Genomic DNA, 25,876 nt, shown 5'->3' with positions numbered 1-25,876 from the left:
CCCCATACCAGTGTATTTGCGTATGGAGGATTTATGACTTGTTTTTTGTGGGACAGACTGCACGGCACGCTTTTTATGCCTCCATGGCAAGAAGCCCTTTCAAAGCCTCGATGTAAATCAGCGTCATTTTGTCCAGGCTATCCAGATCCAGGTATTCATTGGCTTCATGGGCCAATTCCTCCTCGTATGGGAACAGCGGTCCAAAGGCTACAGCATTTGGAATCGTTCTGGCGTAAGTCGCGCCGCCGATTGCCATCGGTCTGCTCTCGCAGTCGCCACTGACCTTCTGATACGCCTCCATCAGAACACCGATGAAGTCCGAATCAGCGTCCACATACAGTCCGTTCATATGGCTTGTCACGTGCATTTCCATCCCTGCCTGTCTGCAGGTTTCTTCCGCCGCTGCAAAGATCTTCTCTTTTTCCACAGTCGCCGGATATCTGACGCTGACGCCAAAGGTCAGCTTCCCATCTTTTAATTCTATGGTTCCAACATTAAAGGTCAGCTTGCCGGAAGCTGCGTCCTCAAACTGCAGCCCGAAGGTTTCTCCATAATAATGCATACCGATATACTGATTATAGGTCTGATAGACCGGCTCTATGTCAAAGGTTTTACCGACTTCCCCCAGGGTTTGCATCAGCTGGCTGATGGCATTGAGACCTTTTTCCGGTGACATAGCATGGGTGCTCTTGCCCGAAACGATTACGGAAACGCCGCTTTCCTCCTGTGTCGCACTGACCTGTTCAAAGGCGTTCAGCGCCGCCGCCAGGGCTGCCGCAGTTTCTGCATCCGGACACCGCAAATTGCAATAGGCTTTACCCGGCACCACATTTTTGGCAGCGCCGCCGTGCAGCGCTTCTACCGTTATTTTGCAGTCTGCCTTGCCGTGCACTGCATAAGAAAAGTCCACATCCATCAGTCCCTTTTCGCAATGAATTAACGGAAAATTCCCATCCGGCACGATGGCACAGTCCGGCATGCGATCCGCCTTTGCTCCATAGTGTTCGATGCATCTCCATTCTTCCTCTTCATCACATCCGACGATGAATCGAATGGCGGTATCCTTTGGAATTAAATTTTCTTCCATCAGATATTTCACCGCATACAGACAGGAAACGATCGGTCCCTTGTCGTCCATGGTGCCTCTGCCGTACAGTTTCCCATCTATTTCCTGTATTTCAAAGGGCTCCGTATCCCAGCCTTCGCCCGGCGCGACCACATCAGCATGACCCAAAATTCCGATCAGCCTGCCGCCGGTTCCCACCGTCATTTCCCCCGCGTAGCAGTCGAAATTTTTCACGTCCATCCCAAGGGATTTTCCCTTTTCCAAAACCCAGGAAAGGGCATCCGCCGCTTTTTCTCCGAAAGGTCTGCCTGGCGCCGTCGTTTTCTCGTCTAATATACTTGGAATTGCCGCAAAGGCTTTGATATCCGCGATCATATCTTCTTTATGCTTTGTTATGAATTCTTCCGCTTTCATCACAATCCTCCTCGCCGTAATGTTTCATTTTTATCATTTGCATTATATAAAATGATATCATTTTTTTCATTGTAGTGGCTACAAAAAAAGACGATTCGATTTAAAATGATTCTAAAGAAACAGAAAACGCTCGCGGTTATAATGAGGGCAGATTATGCGTCAAAAAGGAGGACACATCATGTTAGAATTTGAATTACAGAAAGCTGCTGATAAGCTGATCCGTGAGGTTTTCGGTGTGAAAGAAAAGGAAACCGTTGTCATCACCGCTGACACGAAATCCAACCCGGTTCTGATTCAGGCGGTTGCTGCTGCCGTACATAGCGCAGGCGGATTTCCTACGGTGATCACCATCGCTACCCCAAACGGCGTCGGCAAAGCTGCCGATCCTGATATTCCGGTAGCCGTGCTGACTGCGGCTTTATCGGAAACCGATGTATGGATTGAATTCAACGAACAGTGGCTGTTATATTCCACACCGTTTGAAATCGCCATGGAAAAGAACAAAAAACTCAGATATATGTGCCTGGTTGATTTCTCACCGGAGCTCTTGATCCGAACCATCGGCAACATCAACGCCGCACAGCTGAAGGAATTCATGGAAGCCTTCGGTGTTCGTCAGAGACAGGTCAAGGAAATGCGCGTTACGACCCCCGCCGGCACTGACGTAAGCTTTGTTCTGGACCCATCTCACACCGTCGCAGTAGACTGCGGCAAGGCAGACGTACCGGGATTCCACATGTGCCCGGGACAGCTGAACGTCATCCCAAAATTCGGCACCATCAACGGAAAAATCGTATTCGACGGTACAATTACCCCTCCGTTCGGTCACGTGCCTTCCCAGCCGGTTGAACTGACCGTAGAAAATGGCGTCATCGTAAAATTTGAAGGCGGCCGCGAAGCTGCTGAATACGAAAAGTTCCTGAAAGGGTTCAACGATGAAGGCATGCTGAAAATGGCACACATCGCTTACGGCTTCAATCCTGGCGCAAAGCTGACCGGCAATGTGGTCGAAGACGAAAGAGTTTGGGGCTGCACAGAATGGGGGATCGGCTATGTCAGCGCAATTGAAGCGCCGCCGATCGGACAGCCTGCTGCTTCCCACACCGACGGCATCTGCCTCAATTCCACCATCTATTTTGACGGCAAACTGATCATGGAAAACGGCGTTATCGTCGATGAAGAATTGAAGAAACTGGACCCGACCGTATAACGTATCAACGGAATGCCTGCCTGTGCGAAATCGTACATGCAGGCATTTTTATTATGTATGCAACATCGAAAATTGATATGGTGGTTGTGCAAATTTATCAATGGCGGGAGTTGATGCACAACTTTTTGTAATGCAAGCGGACATAGTTGTGCAAATCCACGTGCCATAAAAAGGGGATGCAAAACTTTTCTCCTGTAGAGCGATCTAAAGTTGTGCAAATTAGCAGCTAAAGACAGTAAATGCAAAACCTGTTTGCTGCATAAGAGGTAAAAGTTGTGCAAATCTGTTGGCGACATGCACATATGCAAAACTGCTTCCTCTCGTAAGTGATGAAAGTTGTGCAAAATGAACGATGAGGCGACCATCTTGCACAACGCCTCCACCTCAAAGGCTTTCAAAATCACACAAAGAACCCCTGCACTCGGAAATCCCATCCCAAGCACAGGGGCTTTTCATTTTATATAGAGATTATGTATTTACGCCAACTCCTCTGCAGCGCCTTTATCCTGCGGTCTTCCCACAGTCTTTGCCAAAATGACGTATAACAGTCCGGCTGCGAGAATGCCCTGGGCAAAAGGTACGCCGTATGGGATGAACTTAATGACTGCGTAGCCCACCAGCCAGGAGACGATACCCAGCCAGTTGAACCCCTCCGATACTTTGAAATTCTCCGGCTTCGCTTTGTTCACAATCCAGTAATCCGCCAGAATTACACCCATGGTTGGCAGCATCAGATCGCCGAGCACATAGAGAAAACTTTCAAAGTGGGCGGCAAATCCAAGCAGAGCGCAGACGGTTCCGATCACGCCAGAAATCATCGTTGCCGCAGCTCTCTTGTCATCTTTCAGATTGAACATCATAACCGCGTTAATACCGCCGGAATACGCGTTGGTGGTATTGGTGGTCCAGGTTGCCGCGATCAGTACCAGCATACCGAGGACCGGAATGCCGATTTCACAGAATACGATGGTAATATCGTACTGCTGGGCAACTTTTGTCATAATCGCACCCAGAACAATCATGAGAATGCCTGCCGGCGCAACACCGATGGAACTGGAAAGAATGGTATCTTTGCGGGTCGCCTGATACCGGGTGATATCCGATGCAGCCAGACAACCTGCCGCCATAAAGCTGACGGTCAAAACGATGCCGTCCACAAAGGACATAGTCGTCTCAGGCGGATCAACGCTCAGTCCCGCGCTGCCGTACTTGTTGACCGCCATAATGGTACCCACGATGGTGATTATAAATAGTGCAGGTACTGCAATCTTATTCAGCTTATCTAATGCATTGATGCCGTAAACTGCCGTCACCAGCATAATAACGCCCCATACTGTAGAAGACAGCCAGACCGGAACATTCAGTCCGAAAAACTCTGCCATCAGATTGGAAAACGCGTTTCCGCATACATCGTTCTGTACAGCAAACCAGCCGATCATAGAAATAAAAATCAGCGTGCTGATGATAAAACGCGAGCCTTTCTTCCCGAATCCGCCTAAGGTGGTCATGCAGGTAGGCACGCCCAAATCGCTTCCGATAATGCCCATAAGACTGAACAGAATAATGACGATAATATAACCGACAATACCGGAAATAATTGCAGTAGAAAGAGGCATCGCGCCTGCCAGCATACCGCCCAGCAAAAGGCTCGGTACACAGATCATGATTCCCGCCTGCATAAACGCGACAGAAATCCAGCTTTTTCTTTCTTCCATGGGAACTTTGGTCAGCGTGGTCGTTTCCATGGTGTTTTTCTTTTTCTTGTCACTCATAAGAAAACCTCCTTGGTTTTTTCTAGATTTTACAGAAAATTAATTCAGTTTTCTTTGTCCTGGTTTTAATTGTGACAGGATTTTTTTGTATTTATTACAAGCTAGAGTTCCCGGTTCAGCAAAATCCGCAATTTTACCGCGATGGCAATGGTTTCATTGAATTTGATGGTGTCGTTTTCCATGTTCAGCGCGCTTTTCACCCGGTTTACCCGATATCGAATGGTGTTCACGTGCTGATTCATCTGCTCTGCAGTCAGTTTGAAATCGCCGGAATTCGCCACATAGTTCTCTATGGTCAGAACCATCTCTGGCAGGTTTTCTTCGGTGATCTTCGTCCGCAGCGCCGCCAGATACGCGTCATAGTAATCTTCCGCCTCCTGGGTATCTTTGATGGTAGTCAAAAGCTGGATGGAAGAAAGCGCGTCATAAGTTCTGACCGTCATGTTCATCGCCTTGGCGGTTTCCAGCGCAAGCCTTGCTTCTTCCAGCGCCTTGTTGCAGCTTTTCCGCGGAAAAACACGGCTGTAGCCGACGACAGGGTTGTCGAGAAACTCTTTGATTCGTACGAGACACGCATTCAATGTCGCCGCTATTTTCTCCTGCTTGTCTTCGCTGAGAAGGATGATCATGCCCTGTTCCGTTCTGACAAAAATATCGTTTTCCCGATTGAGATAGTAATGCTGCAGTTCCAGCTGCGCAATATCGGAATTGAATGCGCCTTGTATAAAAATCGCCCTGATATACTGCTTCACCGTAGGTTTGATACTGTAAAGCACATCACTGCGCGCCGCGTCGCTGAGGTCTTCGTACATGATTTTGTCCAGACGCAGCTTATTGATGGTATTATAGGTGTCAAAGGTAATATAGCTGTGCACGGTGTCGATGATCACCGTATAAGGATATTCCTCCGGAATCAGCACCACCGGAAAACTGTTTTCATCGCATAATTTCAAAAGCTGCGGCGTCAAAAGATTCACCCGGTCTTCGGTAATGACCAGAAGTCCCGCGGCGCCGGAGTGCATCTGACATTCCAGATAAAAGCGCAGTTCCTTGTCATCCGGCTCATTGCGGAACTGCTCCAGACAGGTGATGAACAAATCGCCTTCACAGAGGATTTTTCGCTCCAAAATGTCCGGTACACAGGGACAGTCAAAGACCGATATCCGCTTCACTTTCCGGCAAAGTCCGTCGCTGCCCGCAAGTACGCGGCTGTTTTCAAAAAGCTTATCTTTTAAAAGCGTTCCCATCTCTATGTTCATTTTGCTTCTCCTGTTTCCTGCTCTCTGCGCCTGCTTATCATACTTATTATACCTGACAGGAATATTTTTTCAACAGCGTCATTATTTAATGTCTAAATGTTTACAGAAGCCCGCCAGTCCCTCCATGATATCATCATAGGTATCGTCAAAGTTTCCGGTGTACCACGGGTCAGCAATATCTCGATCTTTTCCGGCAAATGCAAGCAGCTTGCAGACTTTCCCTTCCGGGTCGCTGCCGATGATGCGGAAAAGATCGCGGATGTTCTCGTCATCCATAACGATGAGATAATCGAACCTGTCGTAGTCGGCTCTTGTCACCTGGCGCGCGGCGTGGCGCGTAAAAGGAACCCCTACCTCCCGCAGCTTTGCCTTGGTACCCCGGTGAATATCGTTGCCGATTTCCTCCCGGCTGGTCGCCGCAGATTCAATCTGAAAGTCCGCTGCGCGATGGGCTTTGCGGACCAGGTCTTTCATTAAAAATTCCGCCATTGTTGAACGGCAGATGTTGCCGTGGCAAATGAATAATACTTTAATCATCTTTTTATATCTCCATTTAAGTCTTGTATTTCTTCTCAAACGCTTGATATTTCAGGGTTTTCCGACTTTTGAGTTTTCCTTTCTTTTCAAGGTATCTTCTCAAATCTTCTCGTATTTTCTTGTGTTTTTCCCTGCAATCTTGGTAAATCCGTTGGTAAAGCAAACGTCCTTACCAACGGGCTTTTTTAACTATTCGCTATCCGATATACTTCTTCCTTTGCATCATCAAAATTCACATGGGTGTAAGTGTTCAAGGTTACACTGATGTCTGCGTGACCCATGATATACTGCAAGGTTTTCGGATTCATCCCGGATTTTGCCATATTAGAGCAAAAGGTGTGCCTGCATACATGAGGGGTAACTTTCGGCATCTGGATACGGTAAATTTTATTGTATTTCTGAATAATATGCTCCAGATACTTTTCCCAGTGAAGGGCAACCATCGGCATATCGTTTTTATCCAGAAACAAAAATCCTGCATATCCTTCCACCATCGGTTCAACTTTTGGTGTCTTGCGGTTGGCAATGATTCTGCGAAAACACGCTGCGACAGCTTCCGTCATCGGCACATAGCGGATGCCTTTATCTGTTTTTGGTTCTTCAATTACATACTGCATCTGTGCAGTACGCTGTAACTGATGGTCTACCTTGATACGCATTTCTCCAAACTCGATTTCTGAAACCGTCAGCCCACAGAACTCTGAGATACGAAGCCCTGTGTGAAAAAGAATATAGATTGCATCATAGTATCTGCTGAAATGTTTATCTTCCTGAATAAACTTCAGTAAATCTCTCTGCTGCTTTCGGGTAATCGCTTCTCTGGTAACAGAATCATTGACAATGACGGATGCAAGTTCAAATTCAAATGGATTTTTACGGAGCAGGTCATCATCTACTGCCATCTGAAATGCCGGTCTGAGAACTCCCCTGATAGAATGAATGGAACTGTATCCCCGTCCATCAATCTGCTGGAGCTTAATTAACCATGCCTTTGCATCTGACAAACGCACCTTATCAATTCGCAGATTCCCAAAACTCTCTTTTTTCAGCATATTGATGACCGTTTTATATCCGGCAACCGTATTGTGACGAACTCCTGTTTTCAATGAAATGTACTTTTCTACCAGTTCCAAAACAGTATAGTTGCCACCGTTGGTTACGATACGGTCAAACAAATCCGCTTCAATCTGTTTTTCTTTCTCACGCAGGGAAGGCTCCCGCTTCTTCCCTTTTGGCATTGGGTCATTCTTGTCCAAACGCCAACTGTATACATTTTTCTCTTTTCCGTCCTCATCAATATAGCGGAACCGATACCTCCCATCCTTACGCTGGTACTCGCCCTCTCGCAAAATCCGATTACGGTTATCTCGTCTTTTCTCACTCATCGTGAACTCTCCTTTCAAAAAAAGAGAGCCAGACTTGCACTCTTATCATAGCACAAATCCGGCTCTCCGCATAGTTATATCATGTGAAATTGGTAAATCTGTCAGCTCTGTTTACACAGCCGTAGCCTGATCCAGATACCTCTCAAATTTCTCACGCTTAATGAGGGCACGATTGCCGTTCATCACATAAAAATCCTCATTGGGATGTGTGTCAATAAGCGTTCTCAATTTTCCTTCGCCGATATGATAATATCTGGCTGCTTCCTCAATGGTAAGCGTATATCTACGCCACACCGGAATATCCGAGTAATTTTTTCCTTCTATATTCATCTTATTATTTGCCATAGGCAGTTGTCCTCCATACATGAAAACAACCAGACAGAGGATGGCGGCAACGAAGTCCGGCAACGGGCTTCAAAAGACCTTGCAGACAATCCCAGTCTGGCATTACTTACTATTTATACTTTTCTTTTATTTTTCTGTTGTTTTGGTTGTTATAAGGGAGAAAAGCCCGGAAATAAGGGAGTTTCCCCGGCAACCGGCTCGGCAACGGGATAGCAACAGGGGGTGCAACGGGCTGCCCTTTTCAGAATGGAAGCTCCATCTGTTCTGCGACCTCCACAAAACCGTCCATCGTTTTTTCAGACGGGTTGCCGGAGTCCGTTGCCGGGTTTTCACGCTCCCAGCCCTTTTGTCTGCCATATTCGGAAAACATTCTTGGGTTCGGGAAGTACCGCCAGCCGGTAATGCACTGGTTCATAATCTCGTTGATTTCCCGGATTTCCCATTGCTTCGGCTCGTCAAAGGTGTGGTTCAAGGCTTCCTTGTAAAGCTGCTTGGAACAGACCATGCTCCCGGTGTACTTATCAAGATACGCCTGTATCATTCCGGCTTTGGTGTCCTCCGGCATAAAATCCCGCTGGTGTTCTTTGAGATACCGTTGCATGGTGGGGCTGAAAGCCAGCTTGAACCTGCCGCTTCGGTAAATCTCCATAGCTTCTGCCCACATCTGCTCGATATAGGCTCTGGAAGCGGCTTCGTCCTCCAAAATGTGAACCTCGGCTTGCTCCGGGTACACCATGACGGGGATAAAGCGGCGGTTGCCGGAACGGTCAAGGGGCAGGAAGTCAAGGGCATTGGAAGTGCCGCCAAACACGCACTGACGGGGGCGGTCTGCCGGGTGGGTTTCATAGGGTATCTTGTAAACTTCTTTCTGCCGGCTTAAAAATGACTTGATTTCCTCAATGCTCTTGGCGTTGGCGGTTGCCATCATTTCCGACATTTCGATAATCCAGTGACCTTGCAGCTTACGGTACACATTGTCATCGTCCAGCTTCCGCAAATCATCGGAGAACCACTCGTCCCGGACTGCCATCAGACGGAAGAAGGTGGACTTGCCAGCCCCCTGACCTCCAACCAGACAGAGCATGATTTCAAACTTGCACCCCGGCTGAAAGACTCGTGAGACTGCACCCAGCAGGAACAGCTTCAACGCTTCATAGGTGTAATCGTCTGCGTCAGCCCCCAGAAAGTGCCGCAGGCAGAAGCGGATTCGCTCTGTACCGTCCCACACAAGTGTATTGAGGTAGTCCCTGATGGGGTGGTACTTGTTTTCATTCGCCACAATCCCGATGGCGTTATCAATCTTTTTCTCATTGGTAAGCCCGTAGGTTTCTTCCAGATAGAGAAGCAGATATTTCATGTCCGTATCGTTTAAGGCGGTGCTGTCCCTGTGGAAGCCGATGGGCTTTATGATGTCCTTGCGGTCGGTCAGGATGTTGTATGCGATAGCCCCGGAAAGCAGCGGGTCACGCTGGAATACGGTCAGGCAGTTCCGTATGCTCTGACGGACACCGCCTTTCTCGGTGGTTTCCAGCCCCGCCTTGATTTCCTCAATGCTCTGGGGCGGTTGCATGGCGTTCATGGTGTTTTTTAGTTCTTGCTGCGTCTGCGGCTGCAAGCTCTGCCATTCGCTGTTCAAGCTGTATCACATCCTTTCCGTAGTCCGTAATCAAAGCCGCTTTTTCCTCTGTCTCCCCGAACAGTAGCACATCCAGCAGATATTCCACATGGGCTTGCTTCTGTAAGGCTTCCACAAACCGGGGATGAAAGACTTCCTCCGGGGAATGCGGGGCGTAGTCCTTTCTCCATGCCCGGAGCAGATGGAGATAATCAGCAAGAATACGGAAGCAGCGGCTCTTTGCTTCCTGAAACTGCTCCTCCGGGGATTTCTGCCGAGGCTTGGGCTTTTTTGCCTTTCCCGGCGGCTTCCAGTCCTCATAGGAAAGCCCGAAGTCATTTGCCAGTTGTATGGCGGCTTCTTTCTTTCCCAGCCCATACAGGGCGGCGGCAAAATCAATCACATCCCCATCCGCACCGCAGCCGAAGCAGTGGTAACGCCGATCCAGCTTCATGCTTGGGGTTTTATCGTGATGGAACGGGCAGCAAGCCATCCCGTTCCGACCTACATGGATTCCATAATGCTCCGCAGCCTGTCTTGTTGTGACGGACTGCTTCACAGCTTCAAATACATTCAAATCTATCCCTCCTTGAAAATAAGAAAAGCACCTGACATTCTCTGCTTGAAAATGGCAAGTGCCTGTTAAAGTTCCATATCCTGTTGTCTGTGTTTCGTCTGCGTCGGGGCGGTTCTTTGTGCTTTTTTCTCGTCTGCCTTATCCTGCAAGACTTCCTTGATAGGCTGCTTCCTGGGCGGCTCTTTGCTTTCCTCTGTGCCGGGTGTGGCTTTCCGTACCCAGTAGCGGATGTCCCGCAGCTTCTTCAAATCCTCCTGTACCTCGGTCAGCGGTACTTTCAGCTCTGCGATTTCGCTAAGAAGCGTTTCCTGCTCCTGTTGCAGCTCATTTTTCGTTTTATCCTTATCGTCCGGGTGCTTGGCAAGATAGGCGGCGGCTTTCGCATATCGGGCAACCTCCGGGTGTTCCTGTTTGAATTTCTCCTTTGTTTTCTTGAAAAATATCTTCTGGTACTTCTCATAGACAGGCTTACATTCCTTGCAGTCTGTCCGGCTGGCAAGAATCCCATCAATCACTTTGCTGCGGGCTTCCTTTGGCTTCATCTGATTGCGGTAATCTGCGGCTGATTTCCCGGAAGATTCCAGAAAGGCTTCTAAGTCCTCCACAGTGGAAAGCCCCTTTTGCCGGAGATAGGACAGGGCTTCGCTGACTGCCTTTAAGTCCTGTGAAGTCCCCCGGTTCTGTCCAGCCCTCGTCCAGTCCTTCCGTTCTTCCTTTCGTATCTCCATGTACTTCATCAGCAGATTTGGAAGAAGTGTCGCTTCCTCCGCCGCTTTTTGTGCAAGCAGTTCTTTCCGTTTTTCCCCCAGCTCGGTAATCCAGCCTTTGAGGTTTTGGATAAGTTGCCGGATGGACTTCATCAGGCGGTTGGCGGCTCTGATTTCCCGGTTCAGGTTGCCTATATTCGTCTGGATACCACGCTTTTCCATCTGCCAGACAGCAGCCCCTTCATGGACAGTGGGGATAATATCAAGCCGCTGTCTGGCATAGGAACGCAAGTCCACACGCTCCGGGCGGTCATTGGCTTCCAGATAGCGGTTCTGGATGACCTCCCATTCATGCCGCCAGATTTCACAATACTTCTGGTCGTTCCAGTCCACCGTATCCTCCTTGTGGCTTTTCCACCTGCCAGACGGAAGTTTGATCCGTTCCCCGTTTTCGTCAAGGTCATAAACTTTGCGGCTCTTGGGAAGCCATTTCCCATGTTCGTCCATTGCCCGCATGGTCAGCAGGACATGTGCGTGGGGATTATGTCCCGGCGGATGGGGGTCATGGATAGCAAAATCAGCAATCATGCCTTTGGAAACAAACTGCTTCTGGCAAAACTCCCGGACAAGGACAGCGTACTGGTCGGGCGGTATTTCTCTGGGGATGGTAAGCACCCACCGCCTTGCAAGCTGAGAGTTCCATTGCTTCTCCACCGCTTCGGCGGCGTTCCATAAGGTATTGCGGTCTGCATATTCCTGTGGGGCATTTGCCGGGAGCAGGATTTCATTGTGGACGATACCACGCTTTTCTGGGTAGTGCTTCACTTGCTGGTCGTATTCACAGAACAGCTTTTCGCCACTCTGGTAAGCAGCGGCGGCAACCGCAGACTGCCGCTGGCTGCGCTGAACAATCGTGATTTCGTTGTGTGGACAGGGCATTTCGTGTCCCTCCTTTCGGTAATTGGTGGATGGGGTGGCGTTTTACCACCTCATTTGGGGCAGAAAAAAGCAGGAGACCTTTTCAGATTTCCTGCTCGGTGTGCCGCTGTGTGGGCGGCGGGTATTTAGTTGTAAAAGTTCGGGGCAAGTTGACCCGATGTATAAGAAATAATAAACCAGAAGTTTACAAGCTAAATTTGTTACAACAAAAATGTAAATACTCTTTAACCGATATTTCTTTGCTATTCAAAATTCCAATAGCAACAAATATAACTTCTGCAACTGTAAGATAGCAGTCTTTCAAATCAAAAATAAAAAGGGTAGGTATCTGCAAAAAATCTAAACTTCCACCCCAAAACAGCTTATCAATCAAGCTACATAAACATCCCGATATGCCACAAATCATTATTATTTTTACCCAAAAACTTATATGTGCTCTTTTTGCCTGATATAGCATATATCCTGAAAAAAAGAGGAACAAAACAAACACATTCAATAAAATGGTAACAAACGGACTTGATAATAATTCGAAGAAATTTCCAGCATAAGATAAACGAGTATTTAGTTCTGGATTAAATCTTAAAACTTTGGCTATTATATCAAATTCGCATTTCATAAATACTTTTGAAATTACTATTTTAACCGTCTGGTCAATTAAAACCAATAATGCCACAGGTATAATAAACGGCTTAAACTTTTCCATCAGTAACACTTCCTCTCAAATTATTATTTTATTATTTCTTCTTTTTCGATTTAGGGGTAGGCAATTCCTCATACATAGCATTAAACAATCCTGTCAAAAACTCTTTATTATCAACTTCATCTACCAACAACATTTCTTTTGCTCCCTCGTAAGGTAACTCATACGAAACCGTTGGCATATAACTTATTGCTGATTTTACTGGTTTAACAAGTAATCTATCATCATAGATACCGCCTACAATCTTACCACGATAATAAATGACAAATTCGCCCATCATAGCTCGATAGGTAATTTCATTCAAGCCAGATAACTGACCTAAAATAAATTCTAAATATTCTTTGCTGGATGCCATAACTTTACCTCAATTTCTAAATTTATTACTGACTTCATTATACTTTATTGCTTATCGAAAAGATAGCATATTTTATGAAACTTGTCGGCTGGGAACAGCTTGCATTGCAAGGTGTCCCCAGATGGCAAGTCCACAAAAGGGTAGCTGGCGGCAGCCAGCGCAGGGGAAGCGTAGCGTCCCCTGTTTGATTTGGAGCAGACCTTGACTGCGGAAAATCACAGCCCTCCGGCGAGGAGCCTTCGGAGAACGCAATGCACCAACCTCTGGGTGGTGTATAATTGCGCCCTTAGTAAACTAAGGGGTTTACGGCTTCTCTCGTTCCAGAAGTTTTTTCAATAGTTCCTGCGTGTCCTGCCTGTGAAAAATGAGTTTCAACAACAGCATGACATCATCATCGGTCAGGCGTTCCGGCTCTTGCAGATAACTTTCCAGCATGCCGCCACGAGTACAGAGCCGGTGTGTCCGTTCCTTTCGGGTAAGCTGCTTTAACTGGTGCTGCAATGCCTTTTCATCATTGATGGCTTTCCGCAGTTTCTTTTCGCTTTTTTCCAGCTCCCGGTTGAGCTTTTCCAGCTTTGAGGTATCAGGCAAGGGCAGCGTCCTCCTTTCCCGGTATCAGCACATAAATCCGGTTTGGTTCTCCCACGCCCTGACGCACCCGCATGATAAGTCCGGCGGTTTCCAGTTCATTCAGAGAACGCTTGACCGTCATGGGGCTGCGGGACAGGACAGTGGCAATGGCTGTGACAGGGAAGCAGACAAACAGGATTCCGTTCTCGTCCTCCTGCCCTTTGGATAGCATAGCGTCCAGCATCCGGCAGTACATGACCTTTGCGGTGCTGCTGACTGGAAATCCTGTCAACGCTCTGGGAAATGGCATACAGGGCGGCAATGGTGTGTCTATCGTCATAAATTCAAAATTCATTCGGTGTGTTCCTCCTTTTTCTTGGCTCGTTTGGATAAATAACGGGGGCAGTCAACCACAACCGCCCGGAAGCTCTGCCTGCACCCATGCTGGCATTTCCGGCATAATTCGTTGTAAGTGACACGCCCCCGGTCATTGAGGTAAAAGGAAAGCTCATGCTTCCTCTTTTTGCTCATTCTCGGCATATTGCGCTTCCTCCCGTTTTAGTGTATGGTTTCGGGGCGATTTTCGGCAAAATTACGGTCATAGAGCCGCTTAAAATCTCCCGAAGTATACAGCGATAGGGTAGACTATCCCCCCTATCAGATTGTCGTGTTTCGGTATCATTTCGGTGTCAGTTCGCCAGTTCTCCCCGGTGTCGTTCCTCCCCTGAATCTCACAGCGGCGTATCGCTCCCTTTGGTACGCTCGTTTTGGTCAGGATTCCTCCACATCCCTGCCAAAAGTCATGGCACTACATCGCCGGGGAAGCATATCCCACACAGGCTGGTCATTCGATTGGAATAATCCATCGATGAACTACCTGTATCATAGAACATTTTTGTACCCTGTGCCGTATGTCCACAAAGTAGGAATTAAGGGTAAAAATCAGAAATTTCCACGATTGCGGAAAGTGTGATATAATCCAGTTAAGCGGCAGCAATCAAACCGCCGGAAAGGAGCGTGTGCCCATGAAAGGAGCGACAAGCATACAGGAACGCCTTTGGGAACTCCGCAAGGACAAAGGCTTAAATCTGGAAGAATTATCAGAGTTGACGGGTATTTCCAAATCAGCTCTTGGAAGTTATGAAAAAGAGGATTATAAGGAAATCAATCATGGCAACCTTATCACGCTGGCAGACTTCTATGGAGTTTCCGTTGATTATCTGCTGTGCCGGACAGAGAACAGGGAGCAGATCAACACGCCATTGACGGAGCTGCATTTGAATGATGAGATGGTCGCACTTCTGAAAAGCGGTCGGATTAACAACCGTCTGCTCTGTGAGCTTGCCACACATAAAGATTTTATCAAGTTTCTTGCAGATATTGAGATTTATGTGGACGGGATTGCCACCATGCAGATTCAAAACCTCAATGCACTTGTCGACACTGTCCGGCATGAAATCATTGAACGGTATCGCCCCGGCGAAGATGACCCGCATTTGAAGGTGCTGCAAGCTGCCCATATCAGCGATGATGAGTATTTCAGCCACATGGTTCTGGATGACCTCAACCGGATTATCCGGGATATTCGGGAAGCCCACAAAAAGGACAGTGAGAGTGCGCCCCAGACCACTGTTGCCGATGAACTGAAAGAAAATCTGGAAGCTGTCGAAAATTTCAAAGGCAGCCGTTTGGAAAAACTGGCAATGCTTTACTGCAAGCAGCTCGGTATCAACTACAAAAATTTATCGGAAGAAGAATTTCGCTGGCTGATTCGGATTCTCCAAAAATCAAAGAAAATGGGAACGCCTATCAGCCAGAGGAAAAAACGGTAAAAAAAACCGCTGTTGCATGGTTTGTTGGCTTCCATGTAGCAGCGGTTTGTGTTGTAGCTATTCAGTTGAATTTTCAGAACGACACTGGAAGTTGTTTATCCAAAATGAAATGGAATAACCATATCAAGTAAAACTGCAAGAACTATACTAATTGTTCCCATTAGCACAGAACTTTTCAATGTGTCCCTCCTCAAAACAGTAAGTCCGATGATAAAGACTATCAATTCTAAAACAGAGCGTGCTTCGAAATATCCCCATCCATATACGAAAGTCATGTTAAACAATACTGCTAAAATCAATACTGATAGCATAAATGCAGGTCTGCTTTTTCCTTTCGCATACCAACAGACAAATGCCAAGAACGGAGAAATCATGGTAAAGCCAAACCAAATCATAGCGTAGCTTCTTTGGAAAAATCCTGCGACATAGTTTGAATACAAATAGTAACTTGCAACCATGCCAGCAAAAAACGCAAAAACATTAACACTTGCTCTTGTTGCAGAATTACTATAAATAGAAATACACAGTGCAATCAATACCCAAATTGCAAAACGCCCAAGGAAATTATGAACATCTAATGCTCCATCTATTGCCATAAGCACACTTGGCAGTTCAGCTTGACGAAAATCCAAAAATTTTGAAAAAGTCCCCAAAGCTATTCCAAGGAACAATATAGCTATGGTATTTATAATTTTTCTATTACCAGATATAGGATTTTCCGCACTCCTTATATCATTCAAAAACTTGTTCATAGGCATCTCCCAATTCTAATTTAACAGTAATCATTCTATCATACCGTTATGAATAAATCATCTCATGCAAAACAATTTCTTCTGCCCGGTTGTGAATGTTATTGCAACGCTGCACCCATTCCATTTGAGAAGTGCGCTTTAATTCCTCTGTCACGCCCTCGACAGCTTTCATCTGCTCCATGATGGTGGCTAACCGTTCCTGTGCTTGTTCGTTCAGGTCTGCAAGGTATGTCCATAACTCCCCGGTCAGTATCAATGTATTCAATCTGGCTGGATGGACTTCTCTTAAATATTCCTGGTGCATCCGTCCATACTTTCCGATAGGGCGGTGTTCCTCCGGCAGCTTCAAATCCGGGATGTAGTAATCTCCGCTTTACTTTACTTAAGGATAATCCTTCGGGGAACTGCCGCAAATGGCACATTCCCCATAGTTTCTGTATCTAATCAATCTTCCCGACAAAACGGTAGTAAATTTCAATATCCCATACTTTCTTGCCATTCTCGTCTTTCCTCCACTGATGGACTGCGATTTTCTCAATCAGTTCATTCAAAAGAGGGGCGGTAAGCTCGTCTATTGCGCTGTATTTCTGGATTAAATCTACCCACCGTTTTGTGTCGTCCGTTTCCGCTTTGGCATCCTCAAGCCTTGCGGATACGGTCTTTATCGTTTCATCAAGCTGTTGCTGCTCCGTGCGGTATTTGACGGAAAGCATGGAATAATTTTCTTCGTCAAGAAGCCCTTTCACCCTGTCCTCGTACATCTTCGCAAAGAGGTTGTTCAGTTCCTGCCTGCGTTTCTGCGCCTTTTTCAGTTCTTTTTCATCACGGGCATTCTCTGACTTCCGCTGTTTCTTGCTACTCTGCAACAGCCGTTCCAGAATGGCGTCCTCATTCTCCTTTACCGCCATCAGCCAGTATTGTAACCGTCCGAGGACAAAAGCATAGAGCAGGTTGTAAGTGATGAAATGCAGGGAACACGCTTCTTTCCCATGTGCGGAATACTGCGTGCAGCGGTAATACCTCGACTTGTTCTTTGTGTTTGCCGCCGACAAGCTCCATCCGCACTCTCCGCATTTGAGCAGCCCTGCGAATATCTGCGGCTCATCGTCCTTTCGGCTGCGTTTGCGGGAATTGATATGCCCCTGCACTAAATCCCATGTTTCACGGTCAACTAACGGCTCGTGGGTGTTCTCAATCCGCATCCAGTCCTCTTTCGGTCGCTTGACGTTCTTCTTTGACTTGTAGGAGAGTTTCTGTATCTGGTAATGCACGGTGTTGCCCAGATAGATTTCATTCTGAAGGATTTTGCTTACGGTAACGATGTTCCAGAGGTATTTCTTCCCCTCTGGCTGACCCTCAAAAATATTCGCCTTGTAGCCGTTTTTCTGCGACGCCCACCATGCGGGTATCGGGACTTTCTCGGCGGCAAGGGTGCGGCAGATTTTGTTCGCCCCGTATCCGTGCGCCGCAAGCGCGAAAATCTTCTCCACAATCCACTTCGTTTCCTCGTCAACGACAAGCCTGTTCTTCTCGGCAGGGTTGATTTTATAGCCGATTGGCACGACAGGGGCGATGTATTCCCCATTTTTAAACTTGGCTTTCATCGCATTTTTTACCTTGCGGCTCGTTTCTTTTGCCTGCCATTCGTTGACGATGTTCTTAAACGGGGCGATGTCGTTGTCCTCCCTTATCGTGTCAACGCCGTCATGGATTGCGATGTACCTTACGCCCTTGCTTGGGAAATAAAGCTCCGTGTACTGCCCTGTGAGGATATAGTTCCTGCCAAGCCTTGACAAATCCTTTGTGACAACGCAGTTGATTTTCCCGTCCTCTATGTCCTCAATCATGCGTTTAAAACTTGGTCTTTCAAAATTCGTACCAGAAAATCCATCGTCCACGTACTCGTCTACGACTAAAAATCCCTGCTCATTTGCGTAATCCCTTAGTATCTGTTTCTGCGTGGAAATGCTTGCGCTTTCCCCTTCCAGCTCGTCATCACGGCTCAAACGCATATATAACGCTGTATTGTATTGCTGCTGTTTCACTTGTTTTAACCTCCTGTCCTTTGGAAACAGCCTGCCACAATACACCGCTTGCATGAACTTATTATAGCATGGGGTAGGCTGTTTTTCCATCGCCAGCGGCATTTATTATGCAGATTTTTTCCTCTCGTACCGCATGACATTCTCCGCAAGCCTTTCCACTGTCTGCTTTTTATCGCTGAAATGCTCGGTAAAACAGATAACGTCTTTGCCGCAAATAAAGAATGACTGACCGTCTTTTTCTATGAAACAGCCCTGCGGGATGCCTTTCTCCTTTGGCTTTATGCCTGTCTGTATCATCCTGTCGAACAATTTAACCATTCAATCCCTACCTTTCCTTTGACCTGTTTTTACTCGATTTCTGCAATTCCTCCAATACTTCTGGCGGTATCCTTTTCAATAATCGTTCCATCTGCTGATTGGTTCTCTGCAACTCAAATATCCTCTGGTTGGCTTTCTGTATCTTTAATTCCTGTTCGTACTTTTCATCACGCATACGCCCTGCATAGTCGGCTTCCTGCCCGATTCTCTCTTTTAAACTATCAATATAAGCACTCTGTTTACTGATTTCCTTTGAGAATTTCTCCACGTCTGGAAGCCATGCGGAGAGCAGTTCTAACGCCTTATCCCTTTTCTTGCCTGCGTTAAAAGCGTTAATATCAGAGAGGGCAGACACGATTTCCGCATACTGCTTGTCCAATCTGCCGCCCAACTTATAGAGCCATGTGGGGATGTGTTTCCGCTTCGTTTCCATTGAGGACTGCCCCCGTTCAAGCTGATTCCACCGTGCGGACATACGCTCATGGTAGGCGGTCTGCCATTCGGATAAGGATTTCTGGTTGCCTAAAATAGACTTCGCTGACAGCTTGTTGTCTGGCGTAAGCGGCACAAAGCATAGGTGCATATGGGGCGTTTTCTCGTCCATGTGGACGACTGCGGAGAGGATATTCTATTTTCCCACACGCTCTGAAATGAAGTCAAGAGCCGTCTGGAAATAGGCTTTTTGTTCTTCTGGTGGTAAGCTGTTCATAAATTCGGGCGAAGTGGTGATGAGCGTTTCCACCATCATCACGCTGTCTTTCCTCGTCCTGCACCCTGCTTCAGCCACCATTCGGTTTATCTCTTTCTTGTAGGTGTAGCGGGGCGGCTTCACAAGATGGTAGTTATCTTTGGAGCGTCCCACGTCAATGTCTGGGTTGCTTTTATAGGCTTCTTTCTTCCGCTCGTTGTGGCGTTCACAAGCCGCAACGCCGCCTGCCTTGCGTTTCTGGAAACGCAGGATTGCATAAGGCATGGCAGGATTCCTCCTTTCTTTCGGCGGGTAATCTTCCAGAGGGTGACGGTTGGTGACGGTGGTGACGGTGTTTTTGGGATGCCCCCACGGGAGCCGCCGACTGTCACCGCACATTCTTCCATCCGAAGCCGCAAGGCGCAGGATGGGCAGGGCGTGAGCCCTGCTTTAAGGGAGTCCAGAGGGAACGTCTGGCACACGACTTTGCGAAGCAAAGTGTAGTGTGTTACACCCTGTAAACGCAGTCGGAAAAATCGGAAGATTTTTCTGACCGCAGGGGTGGCTTTACGAGCCGAAAAGGGCGAGCAAAGCCCACGCCTGCATCTTGCGTTTACGGGGTGTTCTCCCGAAGGGCAGAACCGCCGATTTTATCCCACAAGGGGATTCCCTGCGACACGCATAGGCAGAGCTTTAACATGAGCCAGCTCTTGCCGATTTTCTGTGCGCCGCAGAACAGGGTTAAGCCCGTGGGTATCAGACCGTCCACCACAAAGGACGGCTTCTCAAGCGGCTCATAGAGGAGCGTGTCGGCGTTGACCGTCTGAAGCTTCTGCATGGGATTCCTCCTTTCGGGCGGTGTCTTTGGTTTTGTTGCACATAGATGTGACCTCCTTAAATAGATTTACTCCCACGAAAAAAAGTGGGAGTATGTAATACCGCCAGTCCCACGCAAAACGGATTTCTTTTTCGGGCGGTAATCGTCAAGGTTTGAGATACTTCCTCATTTCTGCCTTGACTTTTTCCCTTGCAACCGAAACAGATTTCTGAACAGCGGAAGCGGTGCAATGCTCCATCTTGCCGATTTGGTAAAAGTTGAAATCATACTCGTAGTAGAGCAGGAAACGCCGCCTTTGTATCTCTGGCAATCGGGCAACCGCTTTGTAAAACAGTTCATTTCGTTCTTTTTCAATCATTCTTTCATCAAGGCTCTTAGGCACTCGCAAAGCACGTCTGTAAAGCGTTTCGTCCCACACCTCGTTAAACTCCCTGTGCCGCTGGTTCCATTGCTCAAGGTTTCTGTTCCTCCTTTCCATCTGCCGAAATTCAATGAATAATTGTTCGGACACTTCCAGTTCGTGGTGTTCCCCCTGCCCGTCCTTAAAGCTGATAAAATACCTTGCGCCGCTTTCCGTGGATTCCTCCCGAAGCGTGTAAGTTTTTGCCCCGTATGCCATTCCCTTTCCTCCCGAAAAAAACTGAGCGGGAGGATTGCCCTCCCACCCAATAGCCCGTGGAAATGGTTAAATTTCCCCGAAAGGATAAAAAATAGGCTTTAATTTTTTACGGAGCCGTTCAAGGCGTTTGTAGACCGCCCTTTCGGTAAGCCCTGCCATTGCCGCAATCTCCCTTGTGGAATACCCCTGCATTTTCAACAGGAGAATGAGCAGGGTATGCTTGTCCACCGTAAGAAGTGCCTGATACAGTTTCTCGTCCTCAATCTCGTCCAGCAAGTCCGCAACGGTATTCGGCTCTGCCTGTTGTTCAGCGTCCGCCATTCCCTCAAGGTATTCGCCGAAGTCGCTCGTCCATCGGTAAAACCGCCTGTTGGAATTAAAGTCCGCCCTGTCCTCCATGTGGATTTGCTCAATGACCGCTTCATCAACGCCATGCTCACGCAGCACTTTTTCCTCGGCTTCTTTCCAGATACGCCATTTCCTGTCCTCACGTCCGTGGTTATATGCCATTCCTTATTTCCTCCAATCCGAATTTTTGAAAATGTAAAAATCCAGATTGGAAAGGCGGCGAACGACAGCCAACAGTGGAAACAGCCCTGCGGCACATTCCGATAAAAAACGACAAAAGAAAAACCGCAAAGGTTCTGTGACCTCTACGGTTATAGGAGATACATATTCTGTTAAGTGGAGATTCTACTTCTGGTTTCATGGTGAGAAGTAGCGTTGCATAAGCAGGGATTTTTTTAACTGGCTTCCTGCCAATCCCCGATATGCTATGTATAAGTCATATCTGCGTTGCATGAGCAGATAGATTACTGCCCGAAAAAAGAACATAAAAAAATCCCTCCAAACTCAAAACAGGTCTGGAGAGTGTCTGTTAAGTCTTTTCGGGCATAGCAATACCGCCCACCAAAACACCGTTTTTTTATATGGTGGGCGTTTGCCTTAAAATCCTATGAAATAAAATAGAGCCAACAAACTGTGATTTTATTTCACAAGTTCATCGGCTCTGCGTCTATGCGTCTGGCTCTGTGATGACTGTTATTTGCAAACTTTTGACTTCAATCAAAGTTTCCTGCTTGCTTCGGGCAATAGAGAGGGTAGTTTTTCAAAACCGTGTCTTCTCTAATTCTGTCACGGGTTTTGTTACCGCAAACAGGACAGCGTATCCACTTTTCTTTCATAAACACTCCTATAATTGCTATTTATAATCTTTTAAATTACGGCAAACATCTACATTTCCGACATTGTTAGTACATGGCAGATATTCTTTTAGCTTTTTCCTTTAGAATATTTCTTGCTTCAACAGGTTCAATAATTTCAACATATTCCCCAAAAGAAAGCAGATATAGGAAAGTCCAATCACTAAGCTGGTATCTAAAAGTCACTTCCAATGTTCCATCTTCTAATTTTTTAATATATTTCTCTTGAAATTCATCATAGACTTTATACGCTATCTTTTCCGAAAAATGTAATACGAATATCGGCGTATTGTATTCTTCCTTGTAGGCAGGGGTAATGGAAAAATCCTTTGGCAATTCACGGTCAAATAATTGGTCTGTTATTTGAAGCTCCCTTATGCGGGACATCTTAAAAGTGCGAATATCATTTTTGCGCTTTGAATAGGCAACAAGATACCATGCATGAGATTTGAAAACCAATTTCAACGGTTCGACAATCTGATTGGTGATTGTCAATTCTGCATTAAAATAAGTGAACGTAATCACATACTTATTGATTATCGCACGTTCTAAAACCGTAATATTGCTTCGTTCCTTTTCAGGACTTCCCCAATAGGAAAAATCAATCTCTAGCCATTCGGACTGCAAATTGTGACTAAACAATCCAGCAATCTTGTTTAATGATTTATCAGCGTCGGGATAATTTGACGACTTTAGAATCTGCAACGCCTGTATAATATTCTTTTGTTCTTCCTGCGTAAAATAAGATTTGTCCAGTGAAAAGCCTTGTAATAACGACAATCCTCCGCCATATCCCTTTTGTGATGTAATCGGTATTCCCGCAATCGAAAGTATATTGATGTCCCTATATATCGTGCGGGTGGAAACGCAAAGTTCCTCCGCCAGTTGCTTCGCAGTTATATTCTCATGCCTTAACAAGAGAAACACAATTTGAATAAGTCTGTCTATCTGCATATTATCACTCTGTCTTTTTGTGTTTAATGGCAAGCTGTTTTAAATGATTCAAATTTTCTGAATTATCACCTAAATTTTTTTCCAGTATAGAACATGGAAATTTGTCACACTCGGCACAACTTCCATAGGGTTTCTTAACGCCACATAGTCTTATTTCACAATCACCGCACATCTTTTGTGACACCATATCAGAATGACATCCCAAACAATACATATCCTCTTTTGAGAATTTTGTAACATCAGTTGAATATTCGTTTGCCAATTTTATTTGTTCATCTGTATTTTTGCTGATAGTAGCCAAATAAACAGGACATTCATTACAATCCAATCCACAATATGAAAAATCCATTAAAACACTCCCTCTCCTAAATATTTGTCATGCGGAACTATTAAACATTTTTCAATAGACTTCCAATAGCTGTCATAAAGATTTTTTTGTGCTGCTCCGTAGTTCTCTTTCGTATCAAATTCCCAGTAAAGCATATACTTAACACTTTTTACGATACGGTTAATTTTAAGAGGTGGAAGCCCCTCCTTAATTTGCTCCATGTCTATGCGATACCCTCTTTTGGCGAACCGAAGCAGAAGCAATCCCTCCTGTTTTTCTAAGAGGCTTTTGGCTTCAAGCATCAGAGCTTCAAATTCTTCTACCTTTTGCGGCTTGACTTGATAAATACATATTTCAGTAAACGGCATATTCAATTCCTCCTTCATTTTAGTTATAGCATTAGGAATGTGACAACAAGCATGTCGCATTCCTCAATTTATTTACAGTGAAATGATGATGATATATTTCTTTATATTCTACCATGCTGAAACTCCTTCTGGCAAATATCAACTTTAATCAGCCCTATGAAAAGAAAAGTGACAGAACTTTTACATTCTGCCACCTTGCCTGTCTATGCGAAAATAATTTCCTCATTCACAATCTCCCTCGCACAAGCCCTTATGTTGTTGAGCCGTCCTGTCCATTCTAAGGCGTTTTCTTCCTTTAGCTGTTCCGTTATGCCCTGTGCCTGTTTCATGCCCTCTATGAGCCTTTCAAAGCGTTCTTGCGCCTGCCTGTCAATGTCGGCAAGATAAGCGTTGAGCCTGCCGCTTGTGAGAAGATTAGTGTATGTAACTTTGCGGTACTGCTTCAAATAGTCCAGATGCCGCTGTCCCCATGTGCCTATCGGCTGTTCTTCTTCGGCGGGTAATCTTAAATCTGGAATAAGATACCCATTTTCCTCGTGATATGTGCCACCTAACTGTTCAAATATTGATTTCATATGCAAAAACTCCTTTTCTGTATGGTTTGGTTTCTGCGGGGTATCTGCAAGCAATGTATCAGCAGGCTGTATGTATATGTTATCTTTAAGTTAAGTAATCCCCGACAAGGATATAATCAATTCCGTTTTCCGTTATTCTTGGTTTCAATTCGCTCATATTTTTAATCTCCTCATTCTGGCTTATTTTTTGCAAGCCTGACTCTCCAGAAATATTGGTAAATCATTGGTAAAATTGAGAATGGAACACAAGAACTAGTATTTATAGAAGTATTTAAGACGATTTGAGACTTTTTATTCTAAACAGTAAATCCTGCCGTGGCAGATCATGAGTATTTTTGTCATATAATTAAGCTCCTTTGCGTATTGGGGTTTCCTTAATTTGGGATAACCTTACAAATTTCACTACACAAGCCAATCCAATCTATTTTTATAATTATCTGTTTAAAAGAATTACAGAATTTGCAATTCGCTTTTCTCCCCCTACAGGTGTTGTATAAAATCTCTGTTCAATTCCGAACAGAACCATTTTTAATTCATCTTCATTTCCGACACAAAAAGTATTATCTTTTGTCTTTAAATCAGGACAGTATTCACCAATGTAATGGAATATGTTTGATCTGTCTTCTTGACTTAATCCCAAAAGGGTTTTAGACGTCAATGCAATCCTTTTGCGATTAGCAGTCTTGACATCTGCTGTACCATAATCATCCTTCAATGTAATAAAATCGTTTTGTAGAAACTGCTCTGTTTCGTCATCTGTCGCTTCACGATACAAATCATTTATTCCTTTAAATATCCCAACAATCGGTTCTAGTTTTCTGAAATACAATATATTTGTTTCTGCACAATACACAGCATCTGGATATTCATTAATAACAATTTCTTCACTATCACTTTCATATTTGTAACTCTCTCCAAAACTTCCGATTCTCTTTTTAGATGCAAGTTTTGATTTGCTAACGTTTTGAAAATACATCGTTTTTCCGTTTTTAACGAACAAATAATCTATTTTCCGAAAGTCTGATCTAGCCAAAGAATCAAAATCTACCGATTCGAAATTTCCTTCTAAAAGATCTATAGTATACGGTTGCTGAGAAGCATTTGTAATCTTAAACCATTCTCCATTTTCTAACATCGCACCTGCAGCATAGTCAAGTGATGATTCAACTAATTCAGCTAACATCGGATATACTGCTTCTTCTGTCGATAACAGCTTTCTATATTTATTTTCATGTTTTCTCATACGGAGTTTTACGCAAATTGTGTTCATTTATTTTTCCTTTCTCTGAATATACGTCGTATCATTGATTCTTTTCAAATTATCAAATGAAAGATAAGCTTTGTTTCGTATCACTTTTCCTCTTTTGATTATAAACACACTTGTCCCACATTCTGTCGTAATTTGGTAATAATGATACCCGAAAAGTAAAAAAATTGGATTGAAGTACTGTGTTTGCGAAAAAAACACAAACCCAAATACAAACACATGCAGATAAATCATCGTTGTTATATCTGGAATACTCAGAGAAACAAAAAAGTAACCTAAGTATGCTGGCAAAAAATCATTATCTGCTAAACTAATTTTTTGACATCCTCCAAGAGACTCTGCTTTTAAAAACGATGTAATACCAATAGAGATATACGATAACACAACCGGAACGCAAAAAAGCACTGTGCCAAAAAGACATTGGGGGATATTCCATGCAGTTATACCTTCCTTAATTCCGTATATCACAAACATCCAAGAAGTCACACTTACAGCTAATAAACATCTAAATAATAAATTCACATTCCATCCGCCTTTCCATTGATCTACCCCTTTCACAGATTAGTCAACCTTCATCAGCGCTCCCCTGAACTAATATATTTTTTATTTATACAAACATTTTCGCTGATTATACAAATG

Annotated in this window: 28 protein-coding genes and 2 pseudogenes; 2 read left to right on the top strand and 28 right to left on the bottom strand. The window is 45.4% G+C overall.

The annotated features are described in order from the left end of the window. Positions 1 to 73: 73 nt before the first annotated feature. Positions 74 to 1,480, bottom strand: coding sequence for a Sapep family Mn(2+)-dependent dipeptidase (locus tag ACPW7J_RS03395; RefSeq protein ID WP_425756568.1), 1,407 nt, complete (start codon positions 1,478 to 1,480; stop codon positions 74 to 76). A 178-nt stretch (positions 1,481 to 1,658) separates the two neighbouring features. On the opposite strand from ACPW7J_RS03395, the gene ACPW7J_RS03390 reads away from it, so the two are divergent. Further along, positions 1,659 to 2,690, top strand: coding sequence for an aminopeptidase (locus ACPW7J_RS03390; RefSeq protein ID WP_161873470.1), 1,032 nt, complete (start codon positions 1,659 to 1,661; stop codon positions 2,688 to 2,690). A 476-nt stretch (positions 2,691 to 3,166) separates the two neighbouring features. On the opposite strand, the gene ACPW7J_RS03385 is transcribed toward ACPW7J_RS03390, so the two are convergent. The 12 genes from ACPW7J_RS03385 to ACPW7J_RS03330 all read right to left on the bottom strand — a co-directional run bounded on the left by ACPW7J_RS03385 (position 3,167) and on the right by ACPW7J_RS03330 (position 13,806). Continuing rightward, positions 3,167 to 4,462, bottom strand: coding sequence for a cytosine permease (locus ACPW7J_RS03385; protein WP_161873471.1), 1,296 nt, complete (start codon positions 4,460 to 4,462; stop codon positions 3,167 to 3,169). Between the two features lie 101 nt (positions 4,463 to 4,563). After that, positions 4,564 to 5,721 carry a PucR family transcriptional regulator gene (locus ACPW7J_RS03380; RefSeq protein WP_424959334.1) on the bottom strand — a complete coding sequence of 386 codons (1,158 nt, stop codon included), beginning with the start codon at positions 5,719 to 5,721 and terminating at the stop codon, positions 4,564 to 4,566. 81 nt (positions 5,722 to 5,802) lie between these two features. Continuing rightward, the gene (locus tag ACPW7J_RS03375) at positions 5,803 to 6,258 is read right to left on the bottom strand and encodes a low molecular weight protein-tyrosine-phosphatase (RefSeq protein ID WP_425756565.1); all 456 of its coding nucleotides are present in this window, start codon (positions 6,256 to 6,258) and stop codon (positions 5,803 to 5,805) included. Positions 6,259 to 6,443: 185 nt separating this feature from the next. Beyond that, entirely contained in the window at positions 6,444 to 7,643 is a 1,200-nt protein-coding gene (locus ACPW7J_RS03370) for a site-specific integrase (protein ID WP_064786536.1), read from the bottom strand. A gap of 111 nt (positions 7,644 to 7,754) precedes the next feature. Beyond that, positions 7,755 to 7,988, bottom strand: a complete 234-nt coding sequence (locus tag ACPW7J_RS03365) for an excisionase (protein WP_016218019.1) — start codon at positions 7,986 to 7,988, stop codon at positions 7,755 to 7,757. Positions 7,989 to 8,229: 241 nt separating this feature from the next. Then, positions 8,230 to 9,558, bottom strand: coding sequence for a VapE domain-containing protein (locus tag ACPW7J_RS03360; RefSeq protein ID WP_425757489.1), 1,329 nt, complete (start codon positions 9,556 to 9,558; stop codon positions 8,230 to 8,232). After that, positions 9,536 to 10,180: a CHC2 zinc finger domain-containing protein gene (locus ACPW7J_RS03355; protein ID WP_020989948.1), complete on the bottom strand. Its 645-nt coding sequence runs from the start codon at positions 10,178 to 10,180 to the stop codon at positions 9,536 to 9,538. Before ACPW7J_RS03355 ends, ACPW7J_RS03360 begins: the two co-directional genes overlap by 23 nt. Before the next feature lie 65 nt (positions 10,181 to 10,245). Continuing rightward, positions 10,246 to 11,826, bottom strand: a complete 1,581-nt coding sequence (mobQ, locus tag ACPW7J_RS03350; RefSeq protein ID WP_425756562.1) for a MobQ family relaxase — start codon at positions 11,824 to 11,826, stop codon at positions 10,246 to 10,248. 184 nt (positions 11,827 to 12,010) lie between these two features. After that, entirely contained in the window at positions 12,011 to 12,529 is a 519-nt protein-coding gene (locus tag ACPW7J_RS03345) for a signal peptidase II (protein ID WP_016218015.1), read from the bottom strand. 31 nt (positions 12,530 to 12,560) lie between these two features. After that, a complete protein-coding gene (locus ACPW7J_RS03340) occupies positions 12,561 to 12,881 on the bottom strand; it encodes a TfoX/Sxy family protein (RefSeq protein WP_016289930.1) in 321 nt (106 codons plus the stop codon). 303 nt (positions 12,882 to 13,184) lie between these two features. Next, positions 13,185 to 13,472 (bottom strand): DUF3847 domain-containing protein, encoded by a 288-nt coding sequence (locus tag ACPW7J_RS03335; RefSeq protein WP_016317499.1) that lies wholly within the window; start codon positions 13,470 to 13,472, stop codon positions 13,185 to 13,187. After that, positions 13,465 to 13,806, bottom strand: coding sequence for a DeoR family transcriptional regulator (locus tag ACPW7J_RS03330; protein ID WP_016317500.1), 342 nt, complete (start codon positions 13,804 to 13,806; stop codon positions 13,465 to 13,467). The genes ACPW7J_RS03335 and ACPW7J_RS03330 overlap by 8 nt, the downstream gene beginning before the upstream one ends. A 670-nt stretch (positions 13,807 to 14,476) precedes the next feature. Between ACPW7J_RS03330 and ACPW7J_RS03325 the strand changes: the two genes are divergently transcribed. Beyond that, positions 14,477 to 15,283, top strand: coding sequence for a helix-turn-helix domain-containing protein (locus ACPW7J_RS03325; protein ID WP_425756559.1), 807 nt, complete (start codon positions 14,477 to 14,479; stop codon positions 15,281 to 15,283). 95 nt (positions 15,284 to 15,378) lie between these two features. Here ACPW7J_RS03325 and ACPW7J_RS03320 read toward each other — a convergent pair whose 3' ends face one another. The 15 genes and pseudogenes from ACPW7J_RS03320 to ACPW7J_RS03250 all read right to left on the bottom strand — a co-directional run bounded on the left by ACPW7J_RS03320 (position 15,379) and on the right by ACPW7J_RS03250 (position 25,795). After that, positions 15,379 to 16,035: a hypothetical protein gene (locus ACPW7J_RS03320; RefSeq protein ID WP_425756557.1), complete on the bottom strand. Its 657-nt coding sequence runs from the start codon at positions 16,033 to 16,035 to the stop codon at positions 15,379 to 15,381. Positions 16,036 to 16,081: 46 nt separating this feature from the next. After that, on the bottom strand, positions 16,082 to 16,384 hold the full coding sequence (locus ACPW7J_RS03315) for a TnpV protein (protein ID WP_425756555.1): 303 nt from the start codon (positions 16,382 to 16,384) through the stop codon (positions 16,082 to 16,084). 91 nt (positions 16,385 to 16,475) lie between these two features. Continuing rightward, the gene (locus ACPW7J_RS03310) at positions 16,476 to 18,080 is read right to left on the bottom strand and encodes a recombinase family protein (RefSeq protein ID WP_425756554.1); all 1,605 of its coding nucleotides are present in this window, start codon (positions 18,078 to 18,080) and stop codon (positions 16,476 to 16,478) included. A gap of 105 nt (positions 18,081 to 18,185) precedes the next feature. Beyond that, on the bottom strand, positions 18,186 to 18,398 hold the full coding sequence (locus ACPW7J_RS03305) for a hypothetical protein (protein ID WP_322203241.1): 213 nt from the start codon (positions 18,396 to 18,398) through the stop codon (positions 18,186 to 18,188). Positions 18,399 to 18,405: 7 nt separating this feature from the next. Next, a pseudogene (gene mobV, locus ACPW7J_RS03300) lies at positions 18,406 to 19,371 on the bottom strand (MobV family relaxase). Between the two features lie 328 nt (positions 19,372 to 19,699). Continuing rightward, the gene (locus ACPW7J_RS03295; protein ID WP_425756551.1) at positions 19,700 to 19,924 is read right to left on the bottom strand and encodes an AAA family ATPase; all 225 of its coding nucleotides are present in this window, start codon (positions 19,922 to 19,924) and stop codon (positions 19,700 to 19,702) included. Positions 19,925 to 20,069: 145 nt separating this feature from the next. Continuing rightward, on the bottom strand, positions 20,070 to 20,543 hold the full coding sequence (locus tag ACPW7J_RS03290; RefSeq protein WP_425756549.1) for an RNA polymerase sigma factor: 474 nt from the start codon (positions 20,541 to 20,543) through the stop codon (positions 20,070 to 20,072). 66 nt (positions 20,544 to 20,609) lie between these two features. Further along, the gene (locus ACPW7J_RS03285; RefSeq protein ID WP_425756547.1) at positions 20,610 to 21,053 is read right to left on the bottom strand and encodes a sigma factor-like helix-turn-helix DNA-binding protein; all 444 of its coding nucleotides are present in this window, start codon (positions 21,051 to 21,053) and stop codon (positions 20,610 to 20,612) included. Between the two features lie 505 nt (positions 21,054 to 21,558). Then, positions 21,559 to 21,727: pseudogene (locus tag ACPW7J_RS03280) on the bottom strand (cysteine-rich KTR domain-containing protein). Positions 21,728 to 21,793: 66 nt separating this feature from the next. Then, positions 21,794 to 22,699 carry a helix-turn-helix transcriptional regulator gene (locus tag ACPW7J_RS03275; RefSeq protein WP_425756545.1) on the bottom strand — a complete coding sequence of 302 codons (906 nt, stop codon included), beginning with the start codon at positions 22,697 to 22,699 and terminating at the stop codon, positions 21,794 to 21,796. Between the two features lie 4 nt (positions 22,700 to 22,703). Further along, positions 22,704 to 23,048: a DUF3795 domain-containing protein gene (locus tag ACPW7J_RS03270; protein ID WP_425756543.1), complete on the bottom strand. Its 345-nt coding sequence runs from the start codon at positions 23,046 to 23,048 to the stop codon at positions 22,704 to 22,706. After that, positions 23,048 to 23,395 carry an antibiotic biosynthesis monooxygenase family protein gene (locus ACPW7J_RS03265; protein WP_084384571.1) on the bottom strand — a complete coding sequence of 116 codons (348 nt, stop codon included), beginning with the start codon at positions 23,393 to 23,395 and terminating at the stop codon, positions 23,048 to 23,050. Before ACPW7J_RS03265 ends, ACPW7J_RS03270 begins: the two co-directional genes overlap by 1 nt. A 203-nt stretch (positions 23,396 to 23,598) precedes the next feature. Then, positions 23,599 to 23,970, bottom strand: coding sequence for a TnpV protein (locus ACPW7J_RS03260; protein ID WP_425756541.1), 372 nt, complete (start codon positions 23,968 to 23,970; stop codon positions 23,599 to 23,601). Positions 23,971 to 24,403: 433 nt separating this feature from the next. After that, a complete protein-coding gene (locus tag ACPW7J_RS03255) occupies positions 24,404 to 25,240 on the bottom strand; it encodes a hypothetical protein (protein WP_425756539.1) in 837 nt (278 codons plus the stop codon). Further along, positions 25,241 to 25,795: a hypothetical protein gene (locus tag ACPW7J_RS03250; RefSeq protein WP_425756537.1), complete on the bottom strand. Its 555-nt coding sequence runs from the start codon at positions 25,793 to 25,795 to the stop codon at positions 25,241 to 25,243. It abuts the gene before it with no gap. Positions 25,796 to 25,876: the final 81 nt, after the last annotated feature.

It is taken from the genome of Ihubacter sp. rT4E-8 (genome assembly GCF_049852125.1).
Classification (GTDB): domain Bacteria; phylum Bacillota; class Clostridia; order Peptostreptococcales; family Anaerovoracaceae; genus Senimuribacter.
Note: the sequence above shows the minus strand (reverse complement) of the source record. Positions and strands in the feature narration are given on the sequence as shown.

Excerpts from the sequence above, each read along its gene's own strand:
- ACPW7J_RS03395 (WP_425756568.1), bottom strand. The coding sequence starts at position 1,480 with ATGAAAGCGGAAGAATTCATAACAAAGCATAAAGAAGATATGATCGCG.
- ACPW7J_RS03390 (WP_161873470.1), top strand. The coding sequence starts at position 1,659 with ATGTTAGAATTTGAATTACAGAAAGCTGCTGATAAGCTGATCCGTGAG.
- ACPW7J_RS03385 (WP_161873471.1), bottom strand. The coding sequence starts at position 4,462 with ATGAGTGACAAGAAAAAGAAAAACACCATGGAAACGACCACGCTGACC.
- ACPW7J_RS03380 (WP_424959334.1), bottom strand. The coding sequence starts at position 5,721 with ATGAACATAGAGATGGGAACGCTTTTAAAAGATAAGCTTTTTGAAAAC.
- ACPW7J_RS03375 (WP_425756565.1), bottom strand. The coding sequence starts at position 6,258 with ATGATTAAAGTATTATTCATTTGCCACGGCAACATCTGCCGTTCAACA.
- ACPW7J_RS03370 (WP_064786536.1), bottom strand. The coding sequence starts at position 7,643 with ATGAGTGAGAAAAGACGAGATAACCGTAATCGGATTTTGCGAGAGGGC.
- ACPW7J_RS03365 (WP_016218019.1), bottom strand. The coding sequence starts at position 7,988 with ATGGCAAATAATAAGATGAATATAGAAGGAAAAAATTACTCGGATATT.
- ACPW7J_RS03360 (WP_425757489.1), bottom strand. The coding sequence starts at position 9,558 with ATGCAACCGCCCCAGAGCATTGAGGAAATCAAGGCGGGGCTGGAAACC.
- mobQ (WP_425756562.1), bottom strand. The coding sequence starts at position 11,826 with ATGCCCTGTCCACACAACGAAATCACGATTGTTCAGCGCAGCCAGCGG.
- ACPW7J_RS03345 (WP_016218015.1), bottom strand. The coding sequence starts at position 12,529 with ATGGAAAAGTTTAAGCCGTTTATTATACCTGTGGCATTATTGGTTTTA.
- ACPW7J_RS03340 (WP_016289930.1), bottom strand. The coding sequence starts at position 12,881 with ATGGCATCCAGCAAAGAATATTTAGAATTTATTTTAGGTCAGTTATCT.
- ACPW7J_RS03330 (WP_016317500.1), bottom strand. The coding sequence starts at position 13,806 with ATGAATTTTGAATTTATGACGATAGACACACCATTGCCGCCCTGTATG.
- ACPW7J_RS03325 (WP_425756559.1), top strand. The coding sequence starts at position 14,477 with ATGAAAGGAGCGACAAGCATACAGGAACGCCTTTGGGAACTCCGCAAG.
- ACPW7J_RS03320 (WP_425756557.1), bottom strand. The coding sequence starts at position 16,035 with ATGAACAAGTTTTTGAATGATATAAGGAGTGCGGAAAATCCTATATCT.
- ACPW7J_RS03305 (WP_322203241.1), bottom strand. The coding sequence starts at position 18,398 with ATGGTTAAATTGTTCGACAGGATGATACAGACAGGCATAAAGCCAAAG.
- ACPW7J_RS03295 (WP_425756551.1), bottom strand. The coding sequence starts at position 19,924 with ATGCAGAAGCTTCAGACGGTCAACGCCGACACGCTCCTCTATGAGCCG.
- ACPW7J_RS03290 (WP_425756549.1), bottom strand. The coding sequence starts at position 20,543 with ATGGCATACGGGGCAAAAACTTACACGCTTCGGGAGGAATCCACGGAA.
- ACPW7J_RS03285 (WP_425756547.1), bottom strand. The coding sequence starts at position 21,053 with ATGGCATATAACCACGGACGTGAGGACAGGAAATGGCGTATCTGGAAA.
- ACPW7J_RS03275 (WP_425756545.1), bottom strand. The coding sequence starts at position 22,699 with ATGCAGATAGACAGACTTATTCAAATTGTGTTTCTCTTGTTAAGGCAT.
- ACPW7J_RS03270 (WP_425756543.1), bottom strand. The coding sequence starts at position 23,048 with ATGGATTTTTCATATTGTGGATTGGATTGTAATGAATGTCCTGTTTAT.
- ACPW7J_RS03265 (WP_084384571.1), bottom strand. The coding sequence starts at position 23,395 with ATGCCGTTTACTGAAATATGTATTTATCAAGTCAAGCCGCAAAAGGTA.
- ACPW7J_RS03260 (WP_425756541.1), bottom strand. The coding sequence starts at position 23,970 with ATGAAATCAATATTTGAACAGTTAGGTGGCACATATCACGAGGAAAAT.
- ACPW7J_RS03255 (WP_425756539.1), bottom strand. The coding sequence starts at position 25,240 with ATGAACACAATTTGCGTAAAACTCCGTATGAGAAAACATGAAAATAAA.